This is a genomic window from Mesorhizobium sp. CNPSo 4684, assembly GCF_057784315.1.
Genome location: NZ_JBWLUX010000001.1, coordinates 181,157 through 205,337, shown reverse-complemented (window position 1 = coordinate 205,337; position 24,181 = coordinate 181,157). Strand labels below are relative to the sequence as shown.

The following is a 24,181-nucleotide window of genomic DNA, read 5'->3' as shown; positions in this document are numbered from 1 at the left end:
TAAATTCACCCTAGTTTAGAATTGTTCTAAACTAGGCGCTGGCGCTTCTCCGGTCAATCGCCGGTCAACAAGTGTTGAAGCGCCGGGCTGCGGCGTACCTTCATTATCAGCGAATGTTCACCTATATTGACGGCGACACGCGAAGCGAAAGGAATCCCTGGAGATGACGGCAAAGCCGCACGACCACTTCGATCCGAAACCCGTCCTCGATCTCATCGCCAGCATCGAGGCCGACCTGCAGCGGCTGAAAGGCCTGGTTGAGCAGCAGGTCGAAAAGTTCGATCCCGCCAATCCGCACAACAAGGCCCCCGACGGCAAGCTGACCGAGGAGGGCGTCGAATGCTGCTACCGCATGTTCGACGAAGGCAAGTCGCGCTATTCCGTCGCCCAGCAGATGAAGATCTCGTTTGCCGCCGCCACGCACAGGTTCAATGCCTGGCGCAAGGCGGGCGGCGCGAAGCGGCAAAGGGCGCTGCTGGGGTGAGCGGCCGGAAGCTGCTGATCTCCCCCCTCGTGGGGGAGATGTCCGGCAGGACAGAGGGGGGCGCTGTCCCGCCGACGGCTCCCCTGCCTACAGCCCAGCACCCGTCATTCGTTCAGGCACCTCCAAGCCCAGCCGCAATCACAATATGCTGGCAGACATTGTCGATGTCGCGGATGACGTCGTCGTTCCAGAACCGCAGCACGGTCCAGCCATCTTGTTCGAGTCGCGCTGTCCGCGTTTCATCACCAGCAGCCGCACCGCCAGCCGCATGCTGGGAGCCATCGACCTCGATAACCAGCTTCTTCTCCGGGCAAGCGAAGTCGACAATGTAGCCGGCGATGGGAAATTGTCGTCGGAAGCCAAGCCCCATCAGCCGGTGCGCGCGAAGTTCGTTCCAGAGCTTGAGCTCGGCTGGCGTCAGGACTTTGCGCATCGATCTGGCGCTTGCGCGATGTCGAGGCGGCAAGGGTGTGTGCGGCATTGCGATGCTCGGTGGTTGCGGAGGCTTGCGCTCTACGGCGCCCCCCTCTGTCCTGCCGGACGTTCGTCGCTCGGAAGGCCAAGCAGTTGGCTTTCCGTCCGCTGCGCGGACCGCTCCTCAACCCCCACGAGGGGGGAGATTAGCTGTATCACCTACGGCACCAGATCAATCTCTTCCGTCTCGCCGCCTTCGCAGGTGTAGCAGCAGTCTTCGCATTTTTCCTTGTTGTTGGGGCCGACGCCCCAATAGGTTTCCTCGTCGCCATCGACCCAGGCGCCGTAGCAGATGGATTCGCCTTCGTTGCACGAGACCGGGATCTGCTTGGTCTCGCCATCGTCGAGATAAAAGTCCTTGTCATTGCCCGGCCAGACATAGTCGCGGTCCTGGCTGTAGAGCTCGAGGCGCATGGCGTTGGGATGGCTGTTCTTGACGGCAAAGGTGATGTCGGCGGCATAGGCCGATGGCGCCAGCAGAACGGACAGCGAAAGCGCTGCGACGATGCGGCGCGTGATGGTGAGAGACATGGCATTCCCCGAATGAGAATCGGCCCCCTCGGCCGAGAGAACCAGCATCGCATGATGGCGGCCGACATTGAAGGGCGGTCGCTGACTGATTTTGGGGGGATTGGTGGAGGTGGCTGAGCTGCTGATCTCCCCCCTTGTGGGGGAGATGGCCGGCAGGCCAGAGGGGGGCGGAACGACCGGACTCGACCTTCCTGCTTGCTACAAAAGAAAAGGAGGTTGGCGCTTCACGCTAGGCGACCCCCTCTGTCGCCTGCGGCGACATCTCCCCCTCGAGGGGGGAGATCAGCTGCGCCTCACGCACCTACCCCACAAACCCAACCCGTTTATGCGATCCGTCGCAAAACGGCTTGTTGGCCGAGTGGCCGCAGCGGCACAGAAAAGTGCGGGTGGTGCGGTCGATCGTGTGGCCGGTGCCGGTGACGATCTCGGCATTGCCTTCGACCTTCAACGGCCCGTTGGTGGTGGGCGTTATGGTCAGCGGGCCGTTGCGCGCCTCCAGCGTCGCCGGCGCCTCCTTCAGCGGCGGCTCGCCCGTGGCTGTGAAGCCGGCCTTGATGTGGCTGTTGTCGCAGAACGGCTTGTTCTGCGAGGCGCCGCAGCGGCAGAGCGTGGCGCGAAAGAAGGTCTCGTCGCCCAGCACGATCTCGGCATGGACAGCCAGCGGCCCGTTCTCGCGCAGCCGCACGGTATTGACCACCGGCGGCTTCTCCTGGGGCCCGCCATCCTTCCTCACATAGCCGATGGCGCCGGACGGACAGTTCTGAGCCAGCGTAACGACCTGTTCGACATCAGCCGCCTCTGGGTGGATCCACTCGCCGGGCGCATTGGGCACGAAGACATGCGGGTTGCCGAGCACGCAATTGCGCGAATGGATGCAGCGTTTGCCGTTGAAGGACACGTCGATCTTCTCGCCTTCGACCGTGCCTGCCATGGAGCTCTCCTCGTGGTGGGTGACAAGAGGCTAGGGCCGTGGCGGCAAGGGCGTCAAGCTCGCCGCGTGATCTCCCCCCTCGTGGGGGAGATGGCCGGCAGGCCAGAGGGGGGCGCGAAGGATCTCCAGCGTGCCAACTGACAGGAAAAAAATCACCGGAAGCGACTTGTCATTGCCGGCGGGACAGCGCCCCCCTCTGCCTTGCCAGGCATCTCCCCCACGAGGGGGGAGATCAGCAGCTTCGGCGCCCCGCTACTCCACCAGATCGATCGTCTCGGTCGTCTTCTCCACGCAGATGAAGCAACAGGTGTCGCACGGCTGGTCATTATCCGGCCCGACCCCGGCCGAGATCGCATCATTGCCGTTCACCCAGGCGCCGTAGCAGATGTTCTCGCCCTGAGAGCATGAGATCGGCACCGATTTCTGCGAGTTGGGCTCGATCAGAAACACCTGGTCGCCGCCCGGCCACGACCTCTTGCGGTCACGGCTGAACAGCTCCACCGCCACCGCCTGGCTGCGCAGGTTCTTGACGAAAAACGCCATATCGGCGGCATGCGCCGGGATGGCGAGGAGAAGGACGGCTAGGGTGAGGCGAAGCATGGCGGTGGGACCCGAATCGGAGACGCCACGCTCGCACGATGCGAGGGCTGGGCCTAGAGCCAAGGGCTCGGCAAGTCCCCCTCACCCGGATTACCAACCGAATTGCAAAGGGCAATTCGGGGCAATCCGACCTCTCCCCGAGGGGAGAGGAGGTCGCCGGCGCCGGTGCTCGCCTCTTCTCCCCAGCGGGGAGAAGGTGGCCGCGTAGCGGCCGGATGAGGGGGCGGCCTCGCGATGCCCCTACCGCCTCACCACCACATGCGGCGCGAATGTCTTTATGGCTTCGACCATGTCCTGGCCGCGCACATCCAGCGACGACACCTCCATGTGCACGATGTTCTTGCCGAAGGGCAGCATCCGGTCGAGCGCATTGGCGGGCGCGTATTTGATTTCGTCGGGTGGCTCGCGAATGAGCTCGAAATTGAGCATTGCCGCGCCCTTGCCGGAGGTCAGATGCACGCTCTTCACCATCGCCCATGGCACCAGGACATCGCCGGCACGAGCATCGCGGAAACCATGGCTGTCCAAGGTGACCTGGACCGAACTGTCGAAGGCGCCGCGCGCGATGACATAGGCGAGCCCAAGGCAGCCGAGCGCCACCAGCGCGATGACAAGCACACCATCGGCGCCCACCGCCAGTCCGCGCAGCGCGCCGAAACCGAAGATCGCGCCGATCAGCAACGGCCCGATTGCCGGGAAGATCTTTCCCGTGACGCTGTTGCGGAGTTCGAGCGGCGCGGACATTGTTGCCAGCCTAGCGCTTCAGCAAGGTCCAGATCCAGCCGGCAAAAGTCAGCACCAGGAACGGATAGCCGGCGGCGGGCAGCGGCGCCGAGGTCGGCAGCAAGGGCGCGCCCCACAGCACCATGCCCACCGTCACGACAAACAGGATGGCGGCGACGAGGCCGGTGAGCCGCATCCAGAGTGCAAACGTGTTCGCCGCGCCGATCAGGACGAGCGCTGCCGCCCACAGCGAGATACCGCCGACATAGGAGGGCACGCTGGCCTCAAGCCCCGCCGCGTTGCCGGCCAAAAGCAGGCTCTCGCCGGCGAGGAAGGTGAGAAACCCGGCAGCTATGCAGTCATTGCCCAGCCGCTGGTATTTCATGGTGAGCAGCGCGGTCGCCACCACGAGCGCCACGCCGTCGATCGCCCAGAGTGTTTCGCGCAGCGGAGCGCTGGCGACGAAGGTGCCGGCCAAGCCGAAGGCGCCTCCGATGGCGAGACCGATTGCGGCGACTGTGTCTAGGGTGGTCCGCATTTGATGTCTCTCATAAGCCCGCAAACAGGTACCGCAGGGTGAGGCGTTTTCAAAGGGCTGAACGAACCCGCCACGCGTCGGCGGATCCGCGTTGGGCAGAACCAGAGGGCGCGGTCAAATAGGAGAATGGCAGTTAGGCCTACCTTCGTCGTGACTGTTCATAAGAAGATTACGTGCAACAGCCTAAGTAGCCACGTGATATGCTTTATGTCATTTTTCCCGCACCGATTCGTCGTTGGAAAGACAAATGAACCAGGAAACTTTTGCCTTTAGCGACGCTCAACGGCTATCCTCGATAGTTCACGGTGACGCGCTAACCGAATTAGACAATTTGGAAGATAATTCGTTCCAATTGGCGATTACTTCTCCACCGTACAATATCGGAAAAGCATATGAGAAAGGTAAGCGGCGCACGCTAGAACAGTATATAGAGTGGCTCAGGCCGCTCGTGAAGAAACTGTGCCAAAAAATTAGAGATGATGGAAGTATATGTTGGCAAGTTGGCAATTATGTTAACAACGGGCAGGTCTTCCCGTTAGATCTCTTCTTCTACAAGATGTTCATAGACGAGGGGTTTCAGCTTCGCAATCGCATTATCTGGCATTTTAATTTCGGCCTCCATGCGAACCAGCGTTTTTCTGGCCGGTATGAGACGCTCCTTTGGTTTTCTAAATCAGATCGATACAAATTTCACCTCGACCCTGTCAGAGTTCCGCAGCTGTATCCAGGGAAAAGGCACGGAAGCAAGCGACCAGAAAAGGCCGATCAACCGAGTGGCAATCCGCTCGGTAAAAATCCTTCAGATTTTTGGGAGTTTTCACCAGAGGATGCGTTTCTCAAGAACCCGGTTTGGAAAATACCAAACGTAAAGGCCAAACACCCAGAGAAGACCCTCCATCCCTGCCAGTTCCCGAGCGAACTCGCCGAGCGTTGCGTGCTGGCGTTAACGGATCATGGGGACAAGGTCTTGGATCCTTTCGTTGGTGCTGGAACGAGTGTGATTGCGGCAATCAAACATGGCCGCGTGGGGATAGGGATCGAGCAAAGCGATCAATACGTCCAGATCGCTCAAGACCGTATTGTGAGATACGAGGCTGGTGATCTCGAATTGCGACCAGCGGGCAAGTCTGTAAGGCAACCGAAAAGTGGTGAAAAGGTAGCGACACGTCCCAAAGAATGGATGGATGGCGCAGCTTCTCCGGGAGGGGTGGGTGAAGAAGGCAAAATCAAAGAAAAAACCGAAACTGACACCTGAAGAGGTCAAAGCAAACAAGGTCAAATCCGACCACCGTAAGATGGTCCGTGGCGTCTTTGCAAAAAGCGGCTTTGCGCGAATACCCGACCTTTCCGATAAAGAATTTATCTACGACGGCCAAAAAACTGACTTTGACGATGTATACGTCTTAGAAAACGTACTTGTCTGTCTTGAGTACACGATCGCGACGAACATCGCCGCTCACCTTAAGCCTAAGAAAATTGTTTACGACAAGATTGATGCCTCTCACGAGAAGTTTGTGACGTTCTACTCGGACTTAAGTGCTGACTTAGCTGGGAAGCTCCTTTCCTCTTACGACGCGTCCGAAGTCAAAGTTATAATTGTGTACAGCTCGCTTAACGAGCCAGATCTCCAATTGAAGCAAAACGTACCAAACCCGGTATACCTGGACTACCCCGACCTGAGATATTTCAAAAACCTCTCTGATTGCATTCGAAAGTCAGCGGCGCCAGAACTTCTTGATTTTCTTGGTTTGAACGAGCAGGACATTGGTCAGGGCGGGAAGATTGGTGGAGGAACGAAGACGGAAAGTTATCCCGGCTCGCTCTTGCCGGAATCTAGTTCGAATTTCAGCAAGGGCTACAAAGTAGTCTCGTTTTACGCAGCCCCACGTGTGTTGCTACGCTGCGCGTATGTGCTTCGCAATGGTGGGTGGCGTGGTTCGTACAACCTCTACCAAAGGATGATTTCAAAGGCGAAGATCGATTCTACTAGAAGGTATCTAAAGACCCACAAGCGCGTTTTCGTTAACAATATAATTGTCACCCTTCCGCACGACTGAAGGGCGGGAAAACAGCCGATCACACAATTATAAACAAGACAGTGCCTGTAATAGTGCAAATTCCAGACAGAATTAATTCCATTGGCATTATCGATGGTCAGCATAGGACGTACGCCTACCATGAATCGATTGCGGATGACCCGGAAATTGCAAAATTGCGGAACAAGCAGAATCTGCTTGTAACCGGAATTATATACCCTGAGACGGCCAGTGCCGATGAGAAAGAGAAGTTTGAAGCCAAGCTGTTTCTTGAGATTAATTCGACTCAGACAAACGCAAAATCCAGTCTTAGACAAGCTATTGCGGCTATCCTTGAGCCATTCTCGGCTGAATCCATCGCTACAAGGGTTTTGGAGTCTCTGGATCAAAGCGGAGGGCCACTTTCTTCCCAGATCGAGCGATACTTCTTCGATAAGGATAAGCTGAAGACAACTTCTATCGTGAGTTACGCACTGAAGCCGCTGGTTAAGACGTCTGGGACAGACTCTATTTTCTTTCTATGGGCACAGCCAGGTAAGGATAGTATGGTCGCCGATGGCGATTATAGCATGCTGAACGCTTATGTTACTTTTTGCACATCTCAGATCGATATGTTTCTTGCGGCTGCGAAGCTGTCTGTTCCAAAAGATAAATGGACAACGGACAAATCGGTCGACGGTCGTATGCTGAATACGACCACGATAAACAGTCTTCTAATTTGCCTACGGCTTCTTATTGAGAACAACAAGGCAGGTGATTTCGAGTATTATAAATCACGCCTGTCGGATCTTAACAAATTCCCCTTTAAGCAGTACCATTCGAGCCAATACAAGCAACTGGCTGTTAAGCTGTATGAGAAGCACTTCAAATAGATGCCTCTCAATCACCCATCTTCAAGGCCTGGATAAACGCCTCCTGCGGGATATCCACCTTGCCGAACTGCCGCATCCGCTTCTTGCCCTCTTTCTGCTTGTCCAGCAGCTTGCGTTTGCGGCTCACGTCGCCGCCGTAGCATTTGGCGGTCACGTCCTTGCGCAGGGCCGAGATGGTTTCGCGGGCGATGACCTTGCCGCCGATGGCGGCCTGGATCGGGATCTTGAAGAGGTGGTGCGGGATCAGCTCTTTCAGCTTCTCGCACATCTGCCGGCCGCGCTTTTCCGCCGCCGTGCGGTGGACCAGCATGGACAGCGCGTCGACCGGCTCCTCATTGACCAGGATCGACATCTTCACTAGGTCGCCTTCCTTGTAGTCGGTCAGGTGATAGTCGAACGAGGCGTAGCCCTTGGAGATCGACTTCAGCCGGTCGTAGAAGTCGAAGACGACTTCGTTGAGCGGCAAATCGTAGGTCAGCATGGCGCGCTTGCCGACATAGGAGAGGTCGGCCTGGATGCCGCGCCTGTCCTGGCAGAGTTTTAGAATACCGCCGAGATAGTCGTCGGGGGTGAGGATGGTGGCGCGGATCCACGGCTCCTCGATGGCCGAGATTTTCACCACATCGGGCATGTCGGCCGGGTTGTGCAACTCCTTCATCGAGCCGTCGGTCAGCAGCAGCCGGTAGACGACGCTGGGCGCGGTGGCGATCAGGTCGAGATTGAACTCGCGCTCCAGCCGCTCCTGGATGATTTCGAGATGCAGCAAGCCGAGGAAGCCGCAGCGATAGCCGAAGCCGAGCGCCGCACTGGTTTCCATTTCATAGGAGAAGCTGGCGTCGTTGAGGCGCAATTTGCCGACGGCGGCGCGCAGATCCTCGAAATCGGCGGCGTCGACCGGAAACAGGCCGCAAAACACCACCGGCTGCGCCGGCTTGAAGCCGGGCAAAGCGTGCGCGGTGGCGCGCTTGTCCTCGGTGATGGTGTCGCCGACGCGTGTGTCGGCCACTTCCTTGATTGAGCCGGTGAAGAAGCCGAACTCGCCGGGGCCGAGCTCGTCGACATTGATACGGGCCGGCGTGAACACGCCGGTGCGCTCGACCAGATATTTGGCGCCGGTGCCCATCATGCGGATGGTCTGGCCCTTTTTCAGCACACCGTCGATGATGCGCACCAGAACGATGACGCCGAGATAGGCATCGTACCAGCTGTCGACCAGCATGGCCTTCAGCGGAGCGGTGGCGTTGCCCTCGCGCGGCGGCGGCAGCTGGTGGACGATGGCCTCCAGCACATCGGGAATGCCGAGGCCGGTCTTGGCCGAGATCAGCACGGCGTTGGAGGCGTCGATGCCGATCACTTCCTCGACCTGCTCGCGGATGCGCTCGGGCTCGGCCGCCGGCAGGTCAACCTTGTTCAGCACCACGACGATCTCGTGGTTGTTGTCGATGGCCTGGTAGACATTGGCCAGCGTCTGCGCCTCGACGCCTTGTGAGGCGTCGACCACCAGCAGCGAACCCTCGCAGGCGGCGAGCGAGCGCGACACTTCATAGGCGAAGTCGACATGGCCGGGCGTGTCGATGAGGTTGAGGATATAGTCCTCGCCATTGTTGGCGCGGTATTTCAGCCGCACCGTCTGCGCCTTGATGGTGATGCCGCGCTCGCGCTCGATGTCCATCGAGTCCAGCACCTGCTCCTTCATGTCGCGCAGCTCCAGCCCGCCGGTGGACTGGATCAGCCGGTCGGCAAGCGTGGATTTGCCATGGTCGATATGGGCGACGATGGAGAAATTGCGGATGTGGTCGAGAGGCGTGCTCATGGCGCGCGCTTTAGCAGGGGCTGTAAGCAGGGGCAAGCGGGGGTGGTGGGGAGCGCCTTCCCTTCTCCCCTTGTGGGAGAAGGTGGATCGGCACGCAGTGCCGAGCCGGATGAGGGGTGTTCCAGCTTGACGCCGGCCTGGCGTTTTTCACCGCCATGGCTGCAAACTGACATCCCTTACATAGGCGATGATGGTGTTGCAGACGCTGTCCAGATCTTTCAGGACATCGTCGTTCCAGAAGCGCAACACACGAAAGCCCCTCGCCTCCAGTTCCTTTCCGCGGATACTATCGGCATCTGAATCCGCGTGCTGGCTCCCATCGATCTCGACAATGAGGCGTGCTTCAAGACAAGCGAAATCGGCGACGTATTTTCCGACAGGAACCTGACGCCGGAATTTGATCCGATCGAGTCTGCGATCACGCAGTTCGTGCCACAGCCTGTCTTCCGCTTCCGTCATTTCACGTCGGAGCGAACGGGCAAAGCTGCGTTTGGCGGGAGCGATGGGTTGATGTGGCATGACGTCAGATTAACCAACCTCTCACTCCGCGGGAACACCCCTCATCCGTCTCGGCGCTGCGCGCCGATCCACCTTCTCCCACAAGGGGAGAAGGGGAGGGCGCGCCGGCACACATCACAAACCGGTGAGCGCTGTAACGAAGCCTCGGGCGGCGGCGAAGTGAGTGATGACCGGCGCATCCCAGCGCCGCACGGAGCAAGCCCAATGTCCACAAAACTTATCGCCTTGTCCGGCCTCCTCGCAGCATCGCTGTTGTCGTCGATCGGCACCGCCTTCGCCCAGCCGCTCACCGTGGTCGAATTGTTCACCAGCCAGGGCTGTTCGTCCTGCCCGCCGGCCAATGCCAATCTGATCAAGGTCAAGGACCAGCCGGGCGTGCTGGCGCTGTCGTTCAACGTCACCTACTGGGATTATCTCGGCTGGAAGGACACGTTCGGCCGTGAGGAATTCACGCAGCGCCAGGTGCGCTATGAGCCGTCGCTTGGCCGCTCCGGCCCGTTCACGCCGCAGGTCGTGGTCAATGGCGGCGCCGATGTGGTGGGGGCGGCGCCCGGCGAGATCGAGCAGCTGATTTCCGCGAGCGGCCACGCCAAGGGACCGTCGCTGTCGCTCGATGGCGGCAAGATCAGCATTGGAGCGGGTTCCGCACCCGGCGGCAAGGCCGATGTTTGGCTGGTTCGTTACAACAAGGGCGTCATCGAGGTGCCGGTGGCGCGCGGCGAGAACACCGGCCGCACGCTGCCGCATGCCAATGTCGTGCACTCGCTGGAGAAACTCGGCAGCTGGAGCGGGGGCGCTACTTCGCTGCCGCTGCCGGCGGCCTCCGGCGGCTTGAGCACCGCGGTGCTGGTGCAGACCCCGGGCGGCGGGCCGATCCTGGCAGCAGTCGCCGACTGATTTTTCTTTGTCCACCCAACGCCGCAAGCGCGGCACAACCGGGCTCGCATCCGCGCGCCCTCATCAGAGAGGAAATACCCATGACCAAGACCCTGACGGCGCTCGCCTTTGCGCTTTCGATGACGGCCTTCGCCGCCGGCGCCCGCGCCGAAGACGCCATGAAGCCGGCCGATCCGATGGCCACCGAGGCGATGAAGCCGGCAACGGACGCCATGAAGCCGGCGACCGATGCCATGAAGCCCGCCGACCCGATGGCGACGAATGCGATGAAACCCGCCACCGACGCCATGAAGCCGGCCGATGCCATGAAACCCGCAACGGATGCGATGAAGCCGGCGGACGCGATGGCGCCCGCGCAATAAGGCTTGAACCCGTGGCCCGGCCGTATGGCGGCCGGGCGGCGCACGGCAATTTGAGAAACCAGACGGGACGATCTGTCGTATAGTCGTCGCCACCATCAAGGAGATCAGACATGACCGGCATTGCAAAGACGAGAACGCCGATCTTCAAGAGCGCGCTTGCCGCACTCATCGTCGCCGCGGCGGCAGCCGCCTTCTGGCAGAGCCCGGCGCGTTCGGCCGAGGACGCGGTGGTGATCCCGCCGCCGGCAATGGATGAGAAAGCCGCCAGCGGCAGCGAGAAGGCGATCTTCGCCGGCGGCTGCTTCTGGGGCGTGCAGGGCGTGTTCCAGCACGTCAAGGGCGTGACCAAGGCCGTCTCCGGCTACACCGGCGGCGCCAAGGATGACGCCGTCTACGAAACGGTGGGCAGCGGCCGCACCGGCCATGCCGAGTCGGTCGAGATCACCTATGATCCGTCCAAGGTGACCTACGGCCAGCTGCTGCAGGTCTACTTCTCGGTCGCCCACAACCCGACCCAGCTGAACTACCAGGGCCCGGACTCGGGCACCCAGTACCGCTCGACGATCTTTGCCGAGAACAGCGAGCAGCAGAAGATCGCCCAGAGCTACATCGCCCAGCTCGACAAGGCCAAGGTGTTTCCCAAGCCCATCGTCACCACGCTGGAGACGGGCAAGACCTTCTATCCGGCCGAGGAGTACCACCAGGACTTCCTGACGCTGAATCCGACCTATCCCTACATCGTCTACAACGACCTGCCCAAGGTGGCGAATTTGAAGTCGCTGTTCCCGGCGCTTTATAGCGAAAAGCCGGTGCTGGTGCTGGCGGAGAAGAGCTGAGGGTTTCGGCCTTCTCCCCGTCACTATACGGGGAGAAGGTGCCGGCAGGCGGATGAGGGGCGGCGCCGGCATCGAAAGGTTATCGGCGCACCCAACGTGACAGGTTTGTGCTGCCCCTCATTGCCCTGCCGGGCATTTCTCCCCGTACAGTGACGGGGAGAAAGAGGCTGTCACCACCCCCTCAATCATACGTCAGATCCGTCGCCTTCCCCCCAAACACGCGATACGCATAGAACGAATAGAAAATAATCACCGGCAGCACGACGACCGTGCCGGCGAGGATGATGGCGAGGCTTTCCGTCGCTGACGCCGCCTGCCAGATGGTCAGCTTATCGGGCACCACGAAGGGGTAGAACGACCAGGCCAGCCCGGCAAAGCCTAGCGCAAAGATGGTGGCCAGCGTCAGGAACGGCCGGAGCGCATGGCGGTCGTCGGGTTTGGGCAGATGGAAGGTCTGCCGCCACAGCCACAGGAACAGCAGCGCCGACAGGATCGGCAGCGGCGACAGATAGAGCATTTCGGGCCAGACGAACCATTTTGCGAAAATGCGCGGGCTGGCGAAGGGTGTGGCCAGCGACACCGCCGCCATGCCGAGCGCGGTCAGCACGAGGGTTGTGCGCAGCCAGCGCACCGCCTTCCTCTGCAATTCGCCCTCGGTCTTGTAGATCACCCAGGCGGCGCCCATCGCGGCATAGGCGGCCGACAGGCAAAGCGCCACCAGCGCGCCGAAGGCGATGCCGCCAAGGCCGACATCGAGGCCCAGCACATAGACGCCCAGCATATAGCCCTGCGCCAGCGAGGCGATGATGGAGCCGAGGAAGAAGATGCGATTCCAGCGATGCTTCTTGCCAGACGGCACCTTGGCGCGGAAGTCGAAGGCGACGCCGCGCAGGATGAGGCCGACCAAAAGCACGAAGACCGGAATGTAGAGGGCGGTCAGGATGACGCCATGCGCCATCGGGAAGGCGACCAGCAGCAGCCCGACGGCCAGCACCAGCCAGGTCTCGTTGGCATCCCAGAACGGGCCTATTGCCGCAATCATCGTGTCCTGCTCGGCATCTTCGGCGACCGAGAACAGGATGCCGATGCCGAGATCGAAACCGTCGAGGATGACGTAGATCAGGATGGCGAGGCCCATCAGCCCGGCGAAGATCAGGGGGAGCGCGGTTGGCCAGTCGAAGGTCATTTGCTTCCTCCGCGACAACGAGGGACAGAATGCACGGCGCCTGACTCGATATCCTCAGATCGATTACCGAGGTTGGCGCCGCCCCTCATCGCCCTGCCGGGCACTTCTCCCCGTACAGTGGCGGGGAGAAGGGGGCTGGCCGCAATGCCGGGTCTCTTCCTGCAATGCCGGCGATTGGCGAAAGCGGCGACGACAACGGCCCTCTCCCCGTCCCTATACGGGGAGAGGATGCCGGCAGGCAGGTGAGGGGCGGCGCTGATCTTGAATATGTGCATCCTCACTCCCCCGCGGCCGGTTGCGACATCGCCGTTTTCATCACGCCCGGCAGCGGCGAGGTGTCACCGTCCTTGGCCGCCTTCAGCGCCAGGTGCACCAGCACACCGAGATAGGCGATCAGCAAAAGCACATAGAGGATGAGATAGATCGCCAGCGTCAGCGCGACATGGCTGCCGGCGACCGGGCCGACCGCATCCGCCGTCTTCAACACGCCCGTCACCAGCCAGGGCTGGCGGCCGATCTCGGTCGTGTACCAGCCGGCGAGCGTCGCCAGCCAGCCGGACAGCGCCATCGGCACCATCAGCATGGCCAGCGGCCTCGGCAGGCTGTGGCGACGCTTGAGGAAGAAGGTCGCCGACCAGGACACGATGAGCATCAAAATGCCGGTGCCGACCATGATGCGAAAGCCCCAGAACAACGGAAGGACCGGCGGATGGAGGCCGGGATAGTCGTTGAGCCCCGGCACAACGCCGTTGGTCGAATGCCGCAGCACAACACTGGTGCCATCGGGAATGGCGACCTCGAACCTGTTTTCCTTCGCCGCCTCATCCGGCCAGGCGAACAGCACCAGCGGCACGTTGGGGCCGGTGTTCCAGTTGGCCTCCATGGCGGCGATCTTCTGCGGCTGGTGCTCCAGCGTGTTCAGCCCGTGCTGGTCGCCGGCAAAGATCTGGATCGGGATCAGGATGGCGGCGGTGAAGACGCCGGTGCGCAGCGCCTTCCACATCGATTCCGAACGGTCGCCGCTGAGATAGCGCAGCGCCGACAGGCCGGCGATCAGGAACGAGACGGTGAGCCCCGAGGCGAGCAGCATGTGCACGAGGCGGTAAGGCATGGACGGGTTGAAGACGATCGCCCACCAGTCGACGGGATGCGCCTTGCCGCCGATCATTTCGAAGCCGGTCGGCGTCTGCATCCAGGAATTGAGCGCGATGATCCAGAAGGCGGACAGCGTGGTGCCGCCGGCGACCAGCACGGTGGCCAGCGTGTGGACGCGGTTCGACACGCGGCGGAAGCCGAACAGCATGATGCCGAGGAAGGCCGCTTCGAGGAAGAAGGCGGTGAGGATCTCGTAGGCGAGTAGCGGCCCGGCAATGTTGCCAACCGTTTCCATATAGCCCGGCCAGTTGGTGCCGAACTGGAAGCTCATGGTGACGCCCGAGACCACACCCATGGCGAAGGACAACGCAAACACCTTCACCCAGGTGAAATAGGCGCGCATCCAGGCGGAATCGTTGGTGGCGTTGTAGCGGAGTTTGAAGAACAGCAGCACCCAGCCAAGCGCGATGGTGATCGTCGGAAACAGGATGTGGAACGAAATGTTCGCCCCGAACTGCATACGCGACAGGATGAGCGGGTCCATGGCGGGCTCCGGCTGCTGTTTGTGATTGAAGAATAGGGCGGAAGCCCAGCCCGGTCAAAGCGGCGTGGCGCCACGCGGGGCGCGTTGTCGCAGCAGATCAGGCCAAACCGTCAGTGCCCTGGCTACCTCCTGGCGAAACGGCAATAAGGGAACATTTGTCCACAATTGTCAGCAGCGGCATTGACTTCCGGCCGTGCGCACCGACATTCAGCGCAATAATAATCCCTTTCAAGCAGTCGTTTCCCGCCTCATGTCTTCCACTATCTCGCCCTCCATCATTGCGATTTCCGGGGTCACCAAGACCTATGCCACCGGCTTCAAGGCGCTGAAGGAAATCAACCTCGACATCGAACGCGGCGAGATCTTCGCGCTGCTGGGGCCGAACGGCGCCGGCAAGACGACGCTGATCTCGATCGTCTGCGGCATCGTCAACCGCTCGTCGGGCACGGTGACGGTCGATGGAAATGACATCAACCGCGATTACCGCGCCGCGCGCAGCCTGATCGGGCTTGTGCCGCAGGAGCTGACCATCGACGCCTTCGAGACTGTGTGGACGACGGTCAATTACAGCCGCGGCCTGTTCGGCAAGGCGCCCAACGCGGGCTTCGTCGAGAAGGTGCTGCGCGACCTCTCGCTGTGGGACAAGAAGGACGCCAAGGCGATCACGCTGTCTGGCGGCATGAAGCGCAGGCTGATGATCGCAAAGGCGCTGTCGCATGAGCCGCGCGTGCTGTTCCTGGATGAGCCGACGGCCGGCGTCGACGTCGAGCTGCGCCAGGACATGTGGGCGATGGTGCGCCGGCTGCGCGACGACGGCGTCACCATCATCCTCACCACGCATTACATCGAAGAGGCCGAGGCGATGGCCGACCGCGTCGGCGTCATTAACAAGGGCGAGATCATCCTGGTCGAAGGCAAGGCCGAGCTGATGCACAAGCTTGGACGCAAGCGGCTGCTGCTGGAGCTGCGCACGCCGCTGACCGTCGTTCCCGATGCTTTCTCGCGCTATAGACTGGAGCTGTCGCCCGATGGCACACAGCTGACCTACACCTATGACAATCAGAGCGAACGCCCCGGCGTCGCCTCGCTGCTGCGCGATCTCGAGGCGGCCGGCATCCAGTTCCGCGACATGGACACGCAAAACAGCTCGCTCGAAGAGATTTTCGTCAATCTGCTGAGGCAAGAACCATGAATTGGCGCGCAGTCTGGGCGATCTACCGGGTCGAGATGGCGCGAGCGTTCCGCACCGTGCTGCAGAGCATCGTCTCGCCGGTGATCTCGACATCGCTCTATTTCGTCGTCTTCGGCTCGGCCATCGGCTCGCGCATCACCGAGATCGACGGCATCAGCTACGGCGCCTTCATCGTGCCCGGCCTGATCATGCTGTCGCTGTTGACGCAGTCGATCTCCAATGCCTCATTCGCCATCTACTTCCCGAAATTCGTCGGCTCGATCTACGAACTGCTGTCGGCGCCGGTGTCCTATCTTGAGATCGTCATTGCCTATGTCGGTGGCGCGGCGACCAAGTCGATCATCCTCGGCCTGATCATCCTGGCGACGGCCTCGCTGTTCGTGCCGCTGCACATCCAGCATCCGTTCTGGATGCTGGCCTTCCTGGTGCTGACGGCGGTGACCTTCAGCCTGTTCGGCTTCATTATCGGCATCTGGGCGAAAAGTTTTGAGCAGCTGCAGCTGGTGCCGCTTTTGATCATCACGCCGCTGACCTTCCTCGGCGGCAGCTTCTATTCGATCAATATGCTGCCCGAGGTCTGGCGCACGGTGACGCTGTTCAACCCGGTCGTCTATCTGATCAGCGGTTTCCGCTGGAGCTTTTATGGCAAGTCCGACGTCTCGGTCGGCGTCAGCCTCGGCATGACCGTGGTGTTCCTCGCCATCTGCATCGCCATCGTCGCCTGGATATTCCGGACCGGCTACCGGCTGCGCAACTGACGAACCGTGGCTTCGGCCAAGGGCTAGACCGCCTTGATCAGGCGCAGCAGGCCCAGCATCTCGACCAGCGTGCCTTTGCGGAAGGCGATGTAGGTCGGCTCCTCGACGCCGTGGAAGCGGCGCTTGAACGCCGCCTGACCCTTCAGGTTGAACTTGCTGCGGTTGACCCAGGGCGATTCATAGGCGCGCTCGAAAGCGTTGCGCCAGAAGCTCGATTCGGCAAATTCATTGGCGCCGACATCGAGCATCGGCGACAGGCCGAGCGTGACGACGGAAATGCCCTCGCCGCGAAAGCGGTCGACGGCGAATTTGGTCAGGCCGATTTCGGCATGCGGCGAAGCATCGATATGCTTGCGCTTGAACGAGGTGGTATAGCCGATCACCTTGCCGTCTCTGAACAGCGGATCGAAATCGAGCAAGGCGACGAGTTCGCCTTCCGGGCTGTAGAGCACGAAACGGCGCATATCGATGCCGAGATGATCCGCAAAGGGGCGGTTGAGGAACGCCATCTCCCAGCGCTTGACGATGCGGTCGGCCCGCCAGTTCTGCGACAGGCGCTGGACCTCATCGAGATAGACCGCACCCTCGCCAAAGGAAAACCCCTTCTTCAACAGCCAACGTTCTGAATAGCGCACGGTTTCGTTGCGCTTGCCGGAAAAGTCGTGCGCGGGAAGCTCCAGCCGCGTGTCGATTCCGAGACGGTTGACCTGGTAGCCGAGTCCGGACAGCACGCGCGCCGTCGGTTCGCCGATCTGTACGAACCACGGGCTGTCGGCGGCTTCGACGAAGCGTCTTATGTAGTCGGGCCGATCGGGCGGATAGGCCACCGGGTCACCGAGCGCGAAATGGTGCTTCATCTTGGTGCCGAAGGCGATATAGCCCTCAGTGTCGCCGAAATAGGACAGTTTTTGCTGCACGGCGGTCGAATAGGCCAGCGAGAAGTCGCCGTGCCGGCGGACCAGCGCCAGCCGCTCGACATGGGTCAAATCCTGGCGCGGCACCTTGGCTGCAGCGCCCTCCAGCAGTCTGTCGAGAAAGATACGCAAGGAGGGCATGGTCGAGCTTCCGCGTGCCGATGATAAACGGAGGCCTGCCCCCAAGGCCTCGAATCAGTCGCATTGACGCGACCTCATTATCGATCATATCGCCCATGTGCCATACAGGACGTGCCATACAGGACGGGTCCCCATGGCGCAGCTAAAAGGGAATCTCGACCGAATGGCGGCAACGACAAGTAAAACGATCCCTATCGTCCGGGGGCCGCAAGGCTCTGACGAGACGGTGATCGTCATCGGCGCCGGGGCGGCCGGCTTGGCGGCTGCCGACGCGCTTGGCCGGCGCGGCATGGCGGCGGTTGTGCTGGACAAGGAACAGCGGATCGCTGAACCGTGGCGGCGACGACACGAGAAGCTGACACTCAATACGCATCGCGCGCTGTCGGCCCTGCCCGGTCTCGCCTATCCGTCGCGCACCGCCGCCTTTCCGAACAAGGATGTCATCGTCGGCTATCTCAATGATTTTGCCCGCATCCGCGGCATTAGGGTCGAATTCGGCACCGCCGTCGAACGGATCGAGCGCAACGGCGGCCACTGGCTCGTCCATACCAGCCAAGGAGTGCTGAGCGCACGACACGTCCTCGTTGCCACCGGCCGTGACCGCTTGCCGTGGACGCCGGACTGGCCGGGCAAGGCGTCCTTTTCGGGCAAACTGATCCACGCTGCTGAGTTCGGCACAGCGGAGGACTATGCCGGCAAAAAAGTGCTGGTGGTCGGGGCCGGAAATTCCGGCTTCGACGTGCTCAATCATCTTGCCCGCGCCGATACGGAAGCTGTGTGGCTGTCGGCCAGGCAAGGTCCTTCGCTGATGCCGAAGCGGATCGGCAAGGTTGCCGTCGCGCGCTTCGGCGGCTTCATGGCGATGCTGCCGACGTGGATTGCCGACGCCGTGATCGCCGCGACGCAACGCCTGGTGTTTGGCGACCTCACCCGTTTCGGCCTGCCGCCGGCGCCGAAAGGCGGCGCCAGCCGGCTCGGCGTCGAGCAGATTGCGATTGCCGTCGACGACGGCGCCGTCGCCGCGCTGAAGGCCGGACGGATTTCGGTGGTGGCGCCGGTGACGGCCTTCGAAGGCCCGGGCGTGCGGTTGAACGACGGTACGGCGATTGAACCGGATGTGGTGATCGCAGCGACCGGCTATCGCACCGGCTTGGAGGCCATGTTGGGCGATCTCGGCGTGCTCGACGCCAAGGGCGTGCCGAAAGCCAATGGTGGCACGCCGAGCGGCCAGCCCGGCCTGTGGTTCATCGGCATGCGGCCCAGCCTGACCAGCTATTTCCACAGCGCCGGCCTGCAGGCCAAAGCGATCGCCAGGCAGATCGTCAGAGGGTCGTAGCGGCCCTGGCGATTGGCTGAGGCACCCCGTCCCTTCGTCATCCACGGGCGAAGCAAGGAGCGAAGCGACGCAGCGCAGACCCGAGGATCCATTCCGCGACTTGTGAGCTACAAGGCGGTGCAGGTTCTGCTCCGGTGCACTCCACGGCCAAGGGTCGCGGCGGCATGGATCCCAGGGTCTTCGCGACGCCGCTGCGCGGCCGCTCCCCCCAGGGACGACGAAGCTGAGAGGCTCCGGCCTCCTGACTAGGGCAGTCTTGATTCCGTTTCTTGCTTTGTTATATAACATGTAATGAACAAGCGAGCGGACCACAATGGAAGATATCATTCGATCTCTTGGCTACCTCACCCTCGGCAGCAGGCTGAAGCGCATCGGCGAGCAGCTGCAGGCCGATACGCAGCGCATGCTCGATGGTCTTGAGGTGCCGGTCCAGTCGAGCCAGTACCCGCTGCTGGCCGCGCTCGATCGGCTGGGGCCGCTGCCGGTCGGCGAGCTGGCGCAGTCGCTCGGCATCACCCAGCCGGGCGTGACGCGCAGCGTGGCGCTGCTGGCCGAGCTGGGGCTGGTCGAGGTCATCCAGTCGGACGGCGACCAGCGGCGGCGAATGGTCTCGCTGACCAAGAATGGTCAACGTCTGGTCGACAGAGCAAAGCGGGATGTGTGGCCCCGCATCGAGAATGCCGTCGCCGACCTGTGCAGAGGCGTTGCAGGGCCGCTTCTCGAACAACTCTCGGCCATCGAGGACGGCTTGGCGGTGGCTCCGCTCGATCGTCGTGTAAAGCAGGGTGTCGCGCCATGAGCCATATCCTCGACCGTCCCGTCTGGAGCGCGCTCGACACGCGGCATCGAATCTTTGCCTATGGCGACAAGCTCGCCAGGCGCTATCCCGCGTCGATCGTCCCGTTCGCGGCTTCAGGCGCAGATGACGCTGAGAGCCTGCACGCGCTCGGAAGACTCGTTCCCGCAGGTGAAAGCGTATTCATGCTTCAGTCGGACCCCATTGCCCTGCCGCCGGAACTGACCGCAACCACGACGGCCTTCGGCGTTCAGATGGTTGCCGAGGCGCCCTTGCCGACCGTGTCGGACGAGCGTGTGCAGCAGCTGACGCTGGACGATGCGGCCGAGATGCTCGCTCTGGCGTCGCTGACCAGGCCAGGCCCGTTCACGCTCAAGGCGTTGAGTCTGGGCGATTTCTGGGGCGTAAAGATCAATGGCAGGCTTGCGGCAATGGCCGGCGAGCGCATGAAGCAGCCCGGCTACAGCGAACTCAGCGGCGTGTGCTCGCATCCGGACTTTCGCGGCGGTGGCCTTGGCCGGCTGCTGTCGGTGTTCGTGTCCAACCGCATCATGGCGCGTGGCGAGGTGCCCTACCTGCACGCCTATGCCAACAATGCCAACGCGATCGGATTGTACGAATCCATCGGCTTCCGGCTGAGGTCAAAGATGAACGTGGCCGTCGTGCAGCGCGCCGGCTAGGCCAAGGGCCGTCTTTGCGGCCTCAGGCTGATTTCGGCTCCAGCCGGCGGAAACCGACGGCTTCAATCAGCATGTCCTCCTCGACCATGCCGGCATTGTGCAGGGCCAGCACAGTTAACGCGAGTTCGCGCGCATCGGCCGAATCGGGATGGACGTCGCGCCTGCGGCAGGCCTCGTCGAACACACGTTGCAGCTTGGCGATATCGTCGGGCCTGAGCAGGCCACGGTCATAAACAGACTTCGGCATGGCAGCCTCCTCCGCAAGACCTAGGGTGCCAAGAATAAATGTCCAATCTTTCCCGAGGCTTGAGTAGAGCAGTCGCCTGGATTTGGGTGACTCCGGCCCGAGCGTTGGCAATCAGACTGCGATCTTGCTGCCACCTACCCGGGTCCTCTGGGTCGGGCCTGTTCCACCGCAGTCTGCTTGACGTGCCGGCACGCTTGCGAAACAAGGACTGCCACAAACGACAGCGAGGCACAAAGTGAGTTTCTGGGGACTGGCGCAGCTCGTCATTTCGACGGTCATTTTCCTTTTGGCGGCAATCGCGGCCAAGCAATGGGGGCTGGCGCCGAGCCTCGGCAAGATCCTGCTGACGCTGGCGCTCTATACGGCGGGCAATCTGATGATGCTGCGGCTGGTCCGCGAGTTTGGCATGTCGGTGTCGTTCAGCCTGTCGGCGGTGATCCAGCTGGTGGCGGTCAATGCGGTGGCGCTGGTGTTCTTCGGCGAACGCGTCAACGCCTTGCAGGCAACCGGCATTGTGCTGGCGATCGGCGCGGTGGCGCTGATCACGCTCGGGCCCTATCTGCAGGGGCGGCTATAGTCCGATGAAGACCGCCCTCCGCACCCTCGCCAACTGGATCGAATTTCCGGTGCTGCTCGCCGGACTGATCGTCGCCGGCGGGCTTTGGGGATTCGAGGAGCTGATGGAAGTGGCGCGCGACACCACCCCGCATGCTTTCGATACCGAGATCCTGCTTGCCTTCCGCCAGGCCGGCCATCCCGACGTTCCGCTCGGCCCGGTCTGGCTGCAGGGAGCGATGCGCGACATCACCAGCCTCGGCAGCTCCACGGTGCTGGTGCTGATCGTGGCGGCGGTGATTGTCTATCTGCTGCTGATCCGCAAGGCAGGAACGGCGCTGTTCATCCTGGTGGCGGTGGCCGGCGGCCAGGCGCTGTCCAGCCTGTTGAAAGCCGGCGTCGACCGGCCGCGCCCGGACCTTGTTTCGCACCTCGCCACAGAGACGTCGCTGTCATTCCCAAGTGGCCACGCGATGGTCTCGGCGGTGACCTATCTGACACTCGGCTCGCTGGCGGCGCGGTTCTTGCCGGGACGTACGACCAAGATCTTCGTGCTCTGCCTGGCGGTTTTGACGACGCTGCTGGTCGGCGTCAGCCGCGTCTATCTCGGCGTCCACTGGCCTTCCGACGTGCTCGCCGGCTGGTGCGCCGGCTTCGCCTGGGCAATGCTGTGCTGGCTGGCAGCGCGGCTGCTGCAGCGGCGGCATGCGGTGGCGGATAGTGACAGCGAGTTTGAAAAAAACTAACGGTCCGGAGCGGCAATCAGATCAGCCGGTTGATCAGCCCGTGCCCGCAGCCTGCCAGCAGAAAAACCGCCGACAGCAAGGCTGCCGATGTCATCAAGATCTTGAAAATCTTCAACTGATATCTCCCCGCCAATGAGAACCAAGGCGGATAGCGTAGCATGCTTATCCTGTTTTCCCACCGTCCGGTTCCACGGGCGAATCATGTTTCATGTATGCATCATGATGGTTGAAACATCACAATGATTATACTATACCTCCACCCCGCAGACTCAGACGGGGATTCCAGCCGATGATCACTGCCGCGCAGATGCGCGCCGCAAGGGCGCTTGCCGGCATCGATCAGAAGACGCTCGCCGAGCGTGCCGGGGTTTCGCTTCCGACCATCCAACGCATGGAAGCGAGCGACGGCGTGGTCAGGGGCGTGGTCGACACGCTGATGAAGGTCATCCAGGCACTCGACGAGGCCGGAGTGGAACTGATCGGCGAGAATCAGACCAGCGAGCGCGGCGGCCGAGGCGTGCGCCTCAAGCCGGTCGCGCCGAACCCGCAAAGCTGAGCCGGCATTAGTCGCGACGGCGACCGCCGACAGTCCTGCCGACGATCCCGCCGCCTTCACGCAAGCGGAAGGCAGTCCATGGATCAGATCCGGCGGGCAGTACATCAACCGGCCCAGAAGTCGGCCCAGAAATCGACAAAGCCGACATTTTCCGAGCTGTTCACACCCAAGCTGGTGACGGTCTGGCGCGAGGGTTACCGCCTGCCGCAGTTCAAGGCCGACTTCATGGCCGGGCTGACCGTCGCCATCGTGGCACTGCCGCTGTCGATGGCGATTGCGATCGCGTCGGGGGTGACGCCTGAGCGCGGCCTGTTCACGGCCATTGTCGGCGGCTTCATCATCTCGGCACTCGGCGGCAGCCGCTTCCAGATCGGCGGCCCGGCCGGCGCCTTCATCGTGCTGGTGGCGGCGACGGTGCAGCGCGAAGGCATTGACGGGCTGCTCTTGGCAACGATGATGGCCGGTGTCTTCCTGCTCGCCATCGGCTATCTCAGGCTCGGCACCTACATCAAATTCATCCCCTATCCGGTGACGGTCGGCTTCACCGCCGGTATCGCCATCATCATCTTTTCCGGCCAGATCGTCGAACTGTTCGGGCTGAGGCTTGCCGGGCCGGAGCCCGGGCCGCTGCTGCCGAAGCTGATGGCGATCGGCAAGGCGGCCGGCACGATCAACATCTCGGCGACGCTGGTGGCGGTGCTGACCATCGCCACCATCGTCGCGGTGAAGCGCTGGCGGCCCGGCTGGCCGGGCATGCTGATCGCCGTCGGGCTGGCCTCGGTTGTCGTGGCGCTGCTTTCCTTGCCGGCGGAAACGATCGGCACCCGCTATGGTGGCATTCCGCGCAGCCTGCCGTTTCCGGCGCTGCCGGCGCTCAGCTTCGACAAGGCGATTGCGGTGCTGCCGGACGCCGTGGCCTTTGCGCTGCTCGGCGCCATTGAATCGCTGCTCTCGGCCGTGGTCGCCGACGGCATGACCGGGCGGCGGCATCGCTCCAATTGCGAGCTCGTCGCGCAAGGCTTTGCCAACATCGCGTCTGCCCTGTTCGGTGGCATCTGCGCCACCGGCACCATCGCCCGCACCGCCACCAATGTGCGGGCCGGCGCGCATGGCCCGGTTTCGGGCATGCTGCATTCGCTGTTCCTGTTGGTCTTCATGCTGGTGGCCGCACCACTGGCCAGCTACATCCCGCTTGCGGCCCTTGCCGGCGTGCTGGCGGTGGTGTGCTGGAACATGTTCGAGAAGCAGGCCTTCGTCACGCTGCTGCGCGCTTCGCGCGGCGATGCGCTGGTGCTGATGGCGACTTTCCTGATCGTCGTCTTCCGCGACCTCACCGAAGGGATCGTCGTCGGCTTCGCGCTGGGCTCGATCCTGTTCATCGACCGCATGGCCAAGTCGATCGCCGTGGAGGCGGACTTGCCGCTGGTGCAGGACGACGTCGCCGACATTAGCGGCCGCGCCTACGATGCCAGCGAGGCGAGCGACGCCGACACCGTCGTCTATCGCATCTCCGGCGCCTTCTTCTTCGGCGCCGCCTCGACCGTCGGCACGGTGCTGGACCGCATCGCCGACCAGCGCAAGAACTTCATCCTCGATTGCTCGGCGGTGCCGTTCTTCGATTCCACCGCAGCCAATGTCATCGAGGGCGCGGCGCACAAGGCGAAGCGCGCCGGGGTGCGATTCATCATCGCCGGCGCCTCGCCGCAGACACGGCGCATGCTGATCAACCACGGCGTCAAGCGGCCGCTGGTGACCTTTGCCGCCTCGATCAACGATGCGCGGGCGCAACTGGCCGCGGAGAAGGCGTAGCCGCCAGCCG

28 protein-coding genes are annotated in these 24,181 nt (G+C 62.0%); 16 read left to right on the top strand and 12 right to left on the bottom strand.

From position 1 onward, the window contains the following. Nucleotides 1–163 precede the first annotated feature (163 nt). Complete coding sequence (locus AC04SG_RS01050; protein WP_112559095.1) at nucleotides 164–484, top strand: hypothetical protein; 321 nt, start codon at nucleotides 164–166, stop codon at nucleotides 482–484. 112 nt (nucleotides 485–596) lie between these two features. Here the strand turns inward: AC04SG_RS01050 and AC04SG_RS01045 are convergent, their stop codons facing one another. From AC04SG_RS01045 to AC04SG_RS01020, 6 genes are all read right to left on the bottom strand, one after another. Further along, nucleotides 597–965, bottom strand: coding sequence for an endonuclease domain-containing protein (locus tag AC04SG_RS01045; RefSeq protein WP_488549564.1), 369 nt, complete (start codon nucleotides 963–965; stop codon nucleotides 597–599). A 152-nt stretch (nucleotides 966–1,117) separates the two neighbouring features. Beyond that, the gene (locus AC04SG_RS01040; RefSeq protein WP_488549563.1) at nucleotides 1,118–1,489 is read right to left on the bottom strand and encodes a hypothetical protein; all 372 of its coding nucleotides are present in this window, start codon (nucleotides 1,487–1,489) and stop codon (nucleotides 1,118–1,120) included. Between the two features lie 301 nt (nucleotides 1,490–1,790). Further along, nucleotides 1,791–2,420 (bottom strand): CDGSH iron-sulfur domain-containing protein, encoded by a 630-nt coding sequence (locus AC04SG_RS01035; protein WP_488549562.1) that lies wholly within the window; start codon nucleotides 2,418–2,420, stop codon nucleotides 1,791–1,793. A 252-nt stretch (nucleotides 2,421–2,672) separates the two neighbouring features. Continuing rightward, nucleotides 2,673–3,020: a hypothetical protein gene (locus AC04SG_RS01030; RefSeq protein WP_488549561.1), complete on the bottom strand. Its 348-nt coding sequence runs from the start codon at nucleotides 3,018–3,020 to the stop codon at nucleotides 2,673–2,675. A 240-nt stretch (nucleotides 3,021–3,260) separates the two neighbouring features. Beyond that, nucleotides 3,261–3,764: a hypothetical protein gene (locus AC04SG_RS01025; protein ID WP_488549560.1), complete on the bottom strand. Its 504-nt coding sequence runs from the start codon at nucleotides 3,762–3,764 to the stop codon at nucleotides 3,261–3,263. 10 nt (nucleotides 3,765–3,774) lie between these two features. Continuing rightward, the gene (locus AC04SG_RS01020; RefSeq protein WP_488549559.1) at nucleotides 3,775–4,281 is read right to left on the bottom strand and encodes a hypothetical protein; all 507 of its coding nucleotides are present in this window, start codon (nucleotides 4,279–4,281) and stop codon (nucleotides 3,775–3,777) included. 247 nt (nucleotides 4,282–4,528) lie between these two features. On the opposite strand from AC04SG_RS01020, the gene AC04SG_RS01015 reads away from it, so the two are divergent. The 3 genes from AC04SG_RS01015 to AC04SG_RS01005 all read left to right on the top strand — a co-directional run bounded on the left by AC04SG_RS01015 (nucleotide 4,529) and on the right by AC04SG_RS01005 (nucleotide 7,189). Continuing rightward, on the top strand, nucleotides 4,529–5,536 hold the full coding sequence (locus AC04SG_RS01015; RefSeq protein ID WP_488549558.1) for a DNA-methyltransferase: 1,008 nt from the start codon (nucleotides 4,529–4,531) through the stop codon (nucleotides 5,534–5,536). Then, nucleotides 5,493–6,338 (top strand): hypothetical protein, encoded by an 846-nt coding sequence (locus AC04SG_RS01010; protein WP_488549557.1) that lies wholly within the window; start codon nucleotides 5,493–5,495, stop codon nucleotides 6,336–6,338. The genes AC04SG_RS01015 and AC04SG_RS01010 overlap by 44 nt, the downstream gene beginning before the upstream one ends. A 155-nt stretch (nucleotides 6,339–6,493) precedes the next feature. Next, on the top strand, nucleotides 6,494–7,189 hold the full coding sequence (locus tag AC04SG_RS01005; protein ID WP_488549556.1) for a hypothetical protein: 696 nt from the start codon (nucleotides 6,494–6,496) through the stop codon (nucleotides 7,187–7,189). Between the two features lie 7 nt (nucleotides 7,190–7,196). Here AC04SG_RS01005 and lepA read toward each other — a convergent pair whose 3' ends face one another. Together lepA and AC04SG_RS00995 are read right to left on the bottom strand one after the other, a co-directional pair. Next, the gene (lepA, locus tag AC04SG_RS01000) at nucleotides 7,197–9,002 is read right to left on the bottom strand and encodes a translation elongation factor 4 (protein ID WP_488549555.1); all 1,806 of its coding nucleotides are present in this window, start codon (nucleotides 9,000–9,002) and stop codon (nucleotides 7,197–7,199) included. A gap of 147 nt (nucleotides 9,003–9,149) precedes the next feature. After that, entirely contained in the window at nucleotides 9,150–9,521 is a 372-nt protein-coding gene (locus tag AC04SG_RS00995) for an endonuclease domain-containing protein (RefSeq protein ID WP_488549554.1), read from the bottom strand. Between the two features lie 204 nt (nucleotides 9,522–9,725). Here AC04SG_RS00995 and AC04SG_RS00990 point away from each other — a divergent pair, with 204 nt between their 5' ends. The 3 genes from AC04SG_RS00990 to msrA all read left to right on the top strand — a co-directional run bounded on the left by AC04SG_RS00990 (nucleotide 9,726) and on the right by msrA (nucleotide 11,616). Continuing rightward, nucleotides 9,726–10,418: a DUF1223 domain-containing protein gene (locus AC04SG_RS00990; protein ID WP_488549553.1), complete on the top strand. Its 693-nt coding sequence runs from the start codon at nucleotides 9,726–9,728 to the stop codon at nucleotides 10,416–10,418. A gap of 80 nt (nucleotides 10,419–10,498) precedes the next feature. After that, nucleotides 10,499–10,780, top strand: coding sequence for a hypothetical protein (locus tag AC04SG_RS00985; protein ID WP_112559086.1), 282 nt, complete (start codon nucleotides 10,499–10,501; stop codon nucleotides 10,778–10,780). Nucleotides 10,781–10,890: 110 nt separating this feature from the next. Next, nucleotides 10,891–11,616: a peptide-methionine (S)-S-oxide reductase MsrA gene (gene msrA, locus AC04SG_RS00980; RefSeq protein ID WP_488549552.1), complete on the top strand. Its 726-nt coding sequence runs from the start codon at nucleotides 10,891–10,893 to the stop codon at nucleotides 11,614–11,616. A gap of 181 nt (nucleotides 11,617–11,797) precedes the next feature. On the opposite strand, the gene AC04SG_RS00975 is transcribed toward msrA, so the two are convergent. Both AC04SG_RS00975 and AC04SG_RS00970 read right to left on the bottom strand, forming a co-directional pair. Beyond that, the gene (locus tag AC04SG_RS00975) at nucleotides 11,798–12,802 is read right to left on the bottom strand and encodes a cytochrome d ubiquinol oxidase subunit II (protein ID WP_488549551.1); all 1,005 of its coding nucleotides are present in this window, start codon (nucleotides 12,800–12,802) and stop codon (nucleotides 11,798–11,800) included. Nucleotides 12,803–13,079: 277 nt separating this feature from the next. Continuing rightward, complete coding sequence (locus AC04SG_RS00970; RefSeq protein WP_488549550.1) at nucleotides 13,080–14,441, bottom strand: cytochrome ubiquinol oxidase subunit I; 1,362 nt, start codon at nucleotides 14,439–14,441, stop codon at nucleotides 13,080–13,082. Between the two features lie 250 nt (nucleotides 14,442–14,691). Between AC04SG_RS00970 and AC04SG_RS00965 the strand changes: the two genes are divergently transcribed. Together AC04SG_RS00965 and AC04SG_RS00960 are read left to right on the top strand one after the other, a co-directional pair. Beyond that, nucleotides 14,692–15,633 (top strand): ABC transporter ATP-binding protein, encoded by a 942-nt coding sequence (locus AC04SG_RS00965; RefSeq protein WP_488549549.1) that lies wholly within the window; start codon nucleotides 14,692–14,694, stop codon nucleotides 15,631–15,633. Then, nucleotides 15,630–16,391, top strand: a complete 762-nt coding sequence (locus AC04SG_RS00960; RefSeq protein WP_112559080.1) for an ABC transporter permease — start codon at nucleotides 15,630–15,632, stop codon at nucleotides 16,389–16,391. The genes AC04SG_RS00965 and AC04SG_RS00960 overlap by 4 nt, the downstream gene beginning before the upstream one ends. A gap of 23 nt (nucleotides 16,392–16,414) precedes the next feature. On the opposite strand, the gene AC04SG_RS00955 is transcribed toward AC04SG_RS00960, so the two are convergent. After that, a complete protein-coding gene (locus AC04SG_RS00955; protein ID WP_488549548.1) occupies nucleotides 16,415–17,446 on the bottom strand; it encodes a phosphatidylglycerol lysyltransferase domain-containing protein in 1,032 nt (343 codons plus the stop codon). A gap of 133 nt (nucleotides 17,447–17,579) precedes the next feature. Here AC04SG_RS00955 and AC04SG_RS00950 point away from each other — a divergent pair, with 133 nt between their 5' ends. The 3 genes from AC04SG_RS00950 (at nucleotide 17,580) to AC04SG_RS00940 (ending at nucleotide 20,258) form a co-directional block, all read left to right on the top strand. Next, a complete protein-coding gene (locus AC04SG_RS00950; protein WP_488549547.1) occupies nucleotides 17,580–18,782 on the top strand; it encodes a flavin-containing monooxygenase in 1,203 nt (400 codons plus the stop codon). 313 nt (nucleotides 18,783–19,095) lie between these two features. Then, entirely contained in the window at nucleotides 19,096–19,581 is a 486-nt protein-coding gene (locus AC04SG_RS00945) for a MarR family winged helix-turn-helix transcriptional regulator (RefSeq protein ID WP_488549546.1), read from the top strand. Continuing rightward, nucleotides 19,578–20,258: a GNAT family N-acetyltransferase gene (locus AC04SG_RS00940; protein ID WP_488549545.1), complete on the top strand. Its 681-nt coding sequence runs from the start codon at nucleotides 19,578–19,580 to the stop codon at nucleotides 20,256–20,258. The genes AC04SG_RS00945 and AC04SG_RS00940 overlap by 4 nt, the downstream gene beginning before the upstream one ends. 22 nt (nucleotides 20,259–20,280) lie before the next feature. Here AC04SG_RS00940 and AC04SG_RS00935 read toward each other — a convergent pair whose 3' ends face one another. Continuing rightward, the gene (locus tag AC04SG_RS00935) at nucleotides 20,281–20,505 is read right to left on the bottom strand and encodes a hypothetical protein (RefSeq protein WP_488549544.1); all 225 of its coding nucleotides are present in this window, start codon (nucleotides 20,503–20,505) and stop codon (nucleotides 20,281–20,283) included. Nucleotides 20,506–20,740: 235 nt separating this feature from the next. Between AC04SG_RS00935 and AC04SG_RS00930 the strand changes: the two genes are divergently transcribed. The 4 genes from AC04SG_RS00930 (at nucleotide 20,741) to AC04SG_RS00915 (ending at nucleotide 24,171) form a co-directional block, all read left to right on the top strand. Further along, on the top strand, nucleotides 20,741–21,082 hold the full coding sequence (locus tag AC04SG_RS00930) for a hypothetical protein (protein ID WP_112559074.1): 342 nt from the start codon (nucleotides 20,741–20,743) through the stop codon (nucleotides 21,080–21,082). 4 nt (nucleotides 21,083–21,086) lie between these two features. Next, nucleotides 21,087–21,806: a phosphatase PAP2 family protein gene (locus AC04SG_RS00925; protein ID WP_488549543.1), complete on the top strand. Its 720-nt coding sequence runs from the start codon at nucleotides 21,087–21,089 to the stop codon at nucleotides 21,804–21,806. Nucleotides 21,807–22,095: 289 nt separating this feature from the next. Further along, nucleotides 22,096–22,362, top strand: a complete 267-nt coding sequence (locus AC04SG_RS00920) for a helix-turn-helix domain-containing protein (protein ID WP_477268473.1) — start codon at nucleotides 22,096–22,098, stop codon at nucleotides 22,360–22,362. A 78-nt stretch (nucleotides 22,363–22,440) separates the two neighbouring features. Further along, on the top strand, nucleotides 22,441–24,171 hold the full coding sequence (locus AC04SG_RS00915; RefSeq protein ID WP_488549542.1) for a SulP family inorganic anion transporter: 1,731 nt from the start codon (nucleotides 22,441–22,443) through the stop codon (nucleotides 24,169–24,171). Nucleotides 24,172–24,181: the final 10 nt, after the last annotated feature.

What these genes read in the sequence shown, in the direction of transcription:
- AC04SG_RS00925 (WP_488549543.1), top strand. Translation starts at nt 21,087, where the DNA reads ATGAAGACCGCCCTCCGCACCCTCGCCAACTGGATCGAATTTCCGGTG.
- AC04SG_RS00935 (WP_488549544.1), bottom strand. Translation starts at nt 20,505, where the DNA reads ATGCCGAAGTCTGTTTATGACCGTGGCCTGCTCAGGCCCGACGATATC.
- AC04SG_RS00950 (WP_488549547.1), top strand. Translation starts at nt 17,580, where the DNA reads ATGGCGCAGCTAAAAGGGAATCTCGACCGAATGGCGGCAACGACAAGT.
- AC04SG_RS01030 (WP_488549561.1), bottom strand. Translation starts at nt 3,020, where the DNA reads ATGCTTCGCCTCACCCTAGCCGTCCTTCTCCTCGCCATCCCGGCGCAT.
- msrA (WP_488549552.1), top strand. Translation starts at nt 10,891, where the DNA reads ATGACCGGCATTGCAAAGACGAGAACGCCGATCTTCAAGAGCGCGCTT.
- AC04SG_RS00955 (WP_488549548.1), bottom strand. Translation starts at nt 17,446, where the DNA reads ATGCCCTCCTTGCGTATCTTTCTCGACAGACTGCTGGAGGGCGCTGCA.
- AC04SG_RS01050 (WP_112559095.1), top strand. Translation starts at nt 164, where the DNA reads ATGACGGCAAAGCCGCACGACCACTTCGATCCGAAACCCGTCCTCGAT.
- AC04SG_RS00970 (WP_488549550.1), bottom strand. Translation starts at nt 14,441, where the DNA reads ATGGACCCGCTCATCCTGTCGCGTATGCAGTTCGGGGCGAACATTTCG.
- AC04SG_RS01045 (WP_488549564.1), bottom strand. Translation starts at nt 965, where the DNA reads ATGCCGCACACACCCTTGCCGCCTCGACATCGCGCAAGCGCCAGATCG.
- AC04SG_RS01025 (WP_488549560.1), bottom strand. Translation starts at nt 3,764, where the DNA reads ATGTCCGCGCCGCTCGAACTCCGCAACAGCGTCACGGGAAAGATCTTC.
- AC04SG_RS00995 (WP_488549554.1), bottom strand. Translation starts at nt 9,521, where the DNA reads ATGCCACATCAACCCATCGCTCCCGCCAAACGCAGCTTTGCCCGTTCG.
- AC04SG_RS00990 (WP_488549553.1), top strand. Translation starts at nt 9,726, where the DNA reads ATGTCCACAAAACTTATCGCCTTGTCCGGCCTCCTCGCAGCATCGCTG.
- AC04SG_RS00945 (WP_488549546.1), top strand. Translation starts at nt 19,096, where the DNA reads ATGGAAGATATCATTCGATCTCTTGGCTACCTCACCCTCGGCAGCAGG.
- AC04SG_RS01035 (WP_488549562.1), bottom strand. Translation starts at nt 2,420, where the DNA reads ATGGCAGGCACGGTCGAAGGCGAGAAGATCGACGTGTCCTTCAACGGC.
- AC04SG_RS01040 (WP_488549563.1), bottom strand. Translation starts at nt 1,489, where the DNA reads ATGTCTCTCACCATCACGCGCCGCATCGTCGCAGCGCTTTCGCTGTCC.
- AC04SG_RS00940 (WP_488549545.1), top strand. Translation starts at nt 19,578, where the DNA reads ATGAGCCATATCCTCGACCGTCCCGTCTGGAGCGCGCTCGACACGCGG.
- AC04SG_RS00920 (WP_477268473.1), top strand. Translation starts at nt 22,096, where the DNA reads ATGATCACTGCCGCGCAGATGCGCGCCGCAAGGGCGCTTGCCGGCATC.
- AC04SG_RS00915 (WP_488549542.1), top strand. Translation starts at nt 22,441, where the DNA reads ATGGATCAGATCCGGCGGGCAGTACATCAACCGGCCCAGAAGTCGGCC.
- AC04SG_RS00975 (WP_488549551.1), bottom strand. Translation starts at nt 12,802, where the DNA reads ATGACCTTCGACTGGCCAACCGCGCTCCCCCTGATCTTCGCCGGGCTG.
- AC04SG_RS00965 (WP_488549549.1), top strand. Translation starts at nt 14,692, where the DNA reads ATGTCTTCCACTATCTCGCCCTCCATCATTGCGATTTCCGGGGTCACC.
- AC04SG_RS00985 (WP_112559086.1), top strand. Translation starts at nt 10,499, where the DNA reads ATGACCAAGACCCTGACGGCGCTCGCCTTTGCGCTTTCGATGACGGCC.
- AC04SG_RS01015 (WP_488549558.1), top strand. Translation starts at nt 4,529, where the DNA reads ATGAACCAGGAAACTTTTGCCTTTAGCGACGCTCAACGGCTATCCTCG.
- AC04SG_RS00960 (WP_112559080.1), top strand. Translation starts at nt 15,630, where the DNA reads ATGAATTGGCGCGCAGTCTGGGCGATCTACCGGGTCGAGATGGCGCGA.
- AC04SG_RS01020 (WP_488549559.1), bottom strand. Translation starts at nt 4,281, where the DNA reads ATGCGGACCACCCTAGACACAGTCGCCGCAATCGGTCTCGCCATCGGA.
- lepA (WP_488549555.1), bottom strand. Translation starts at nt 9,002, where the DNA reads ATGAGCACGCCTCTCGACCACATCCGCAATTTCTCCATCGTCGCCCAT.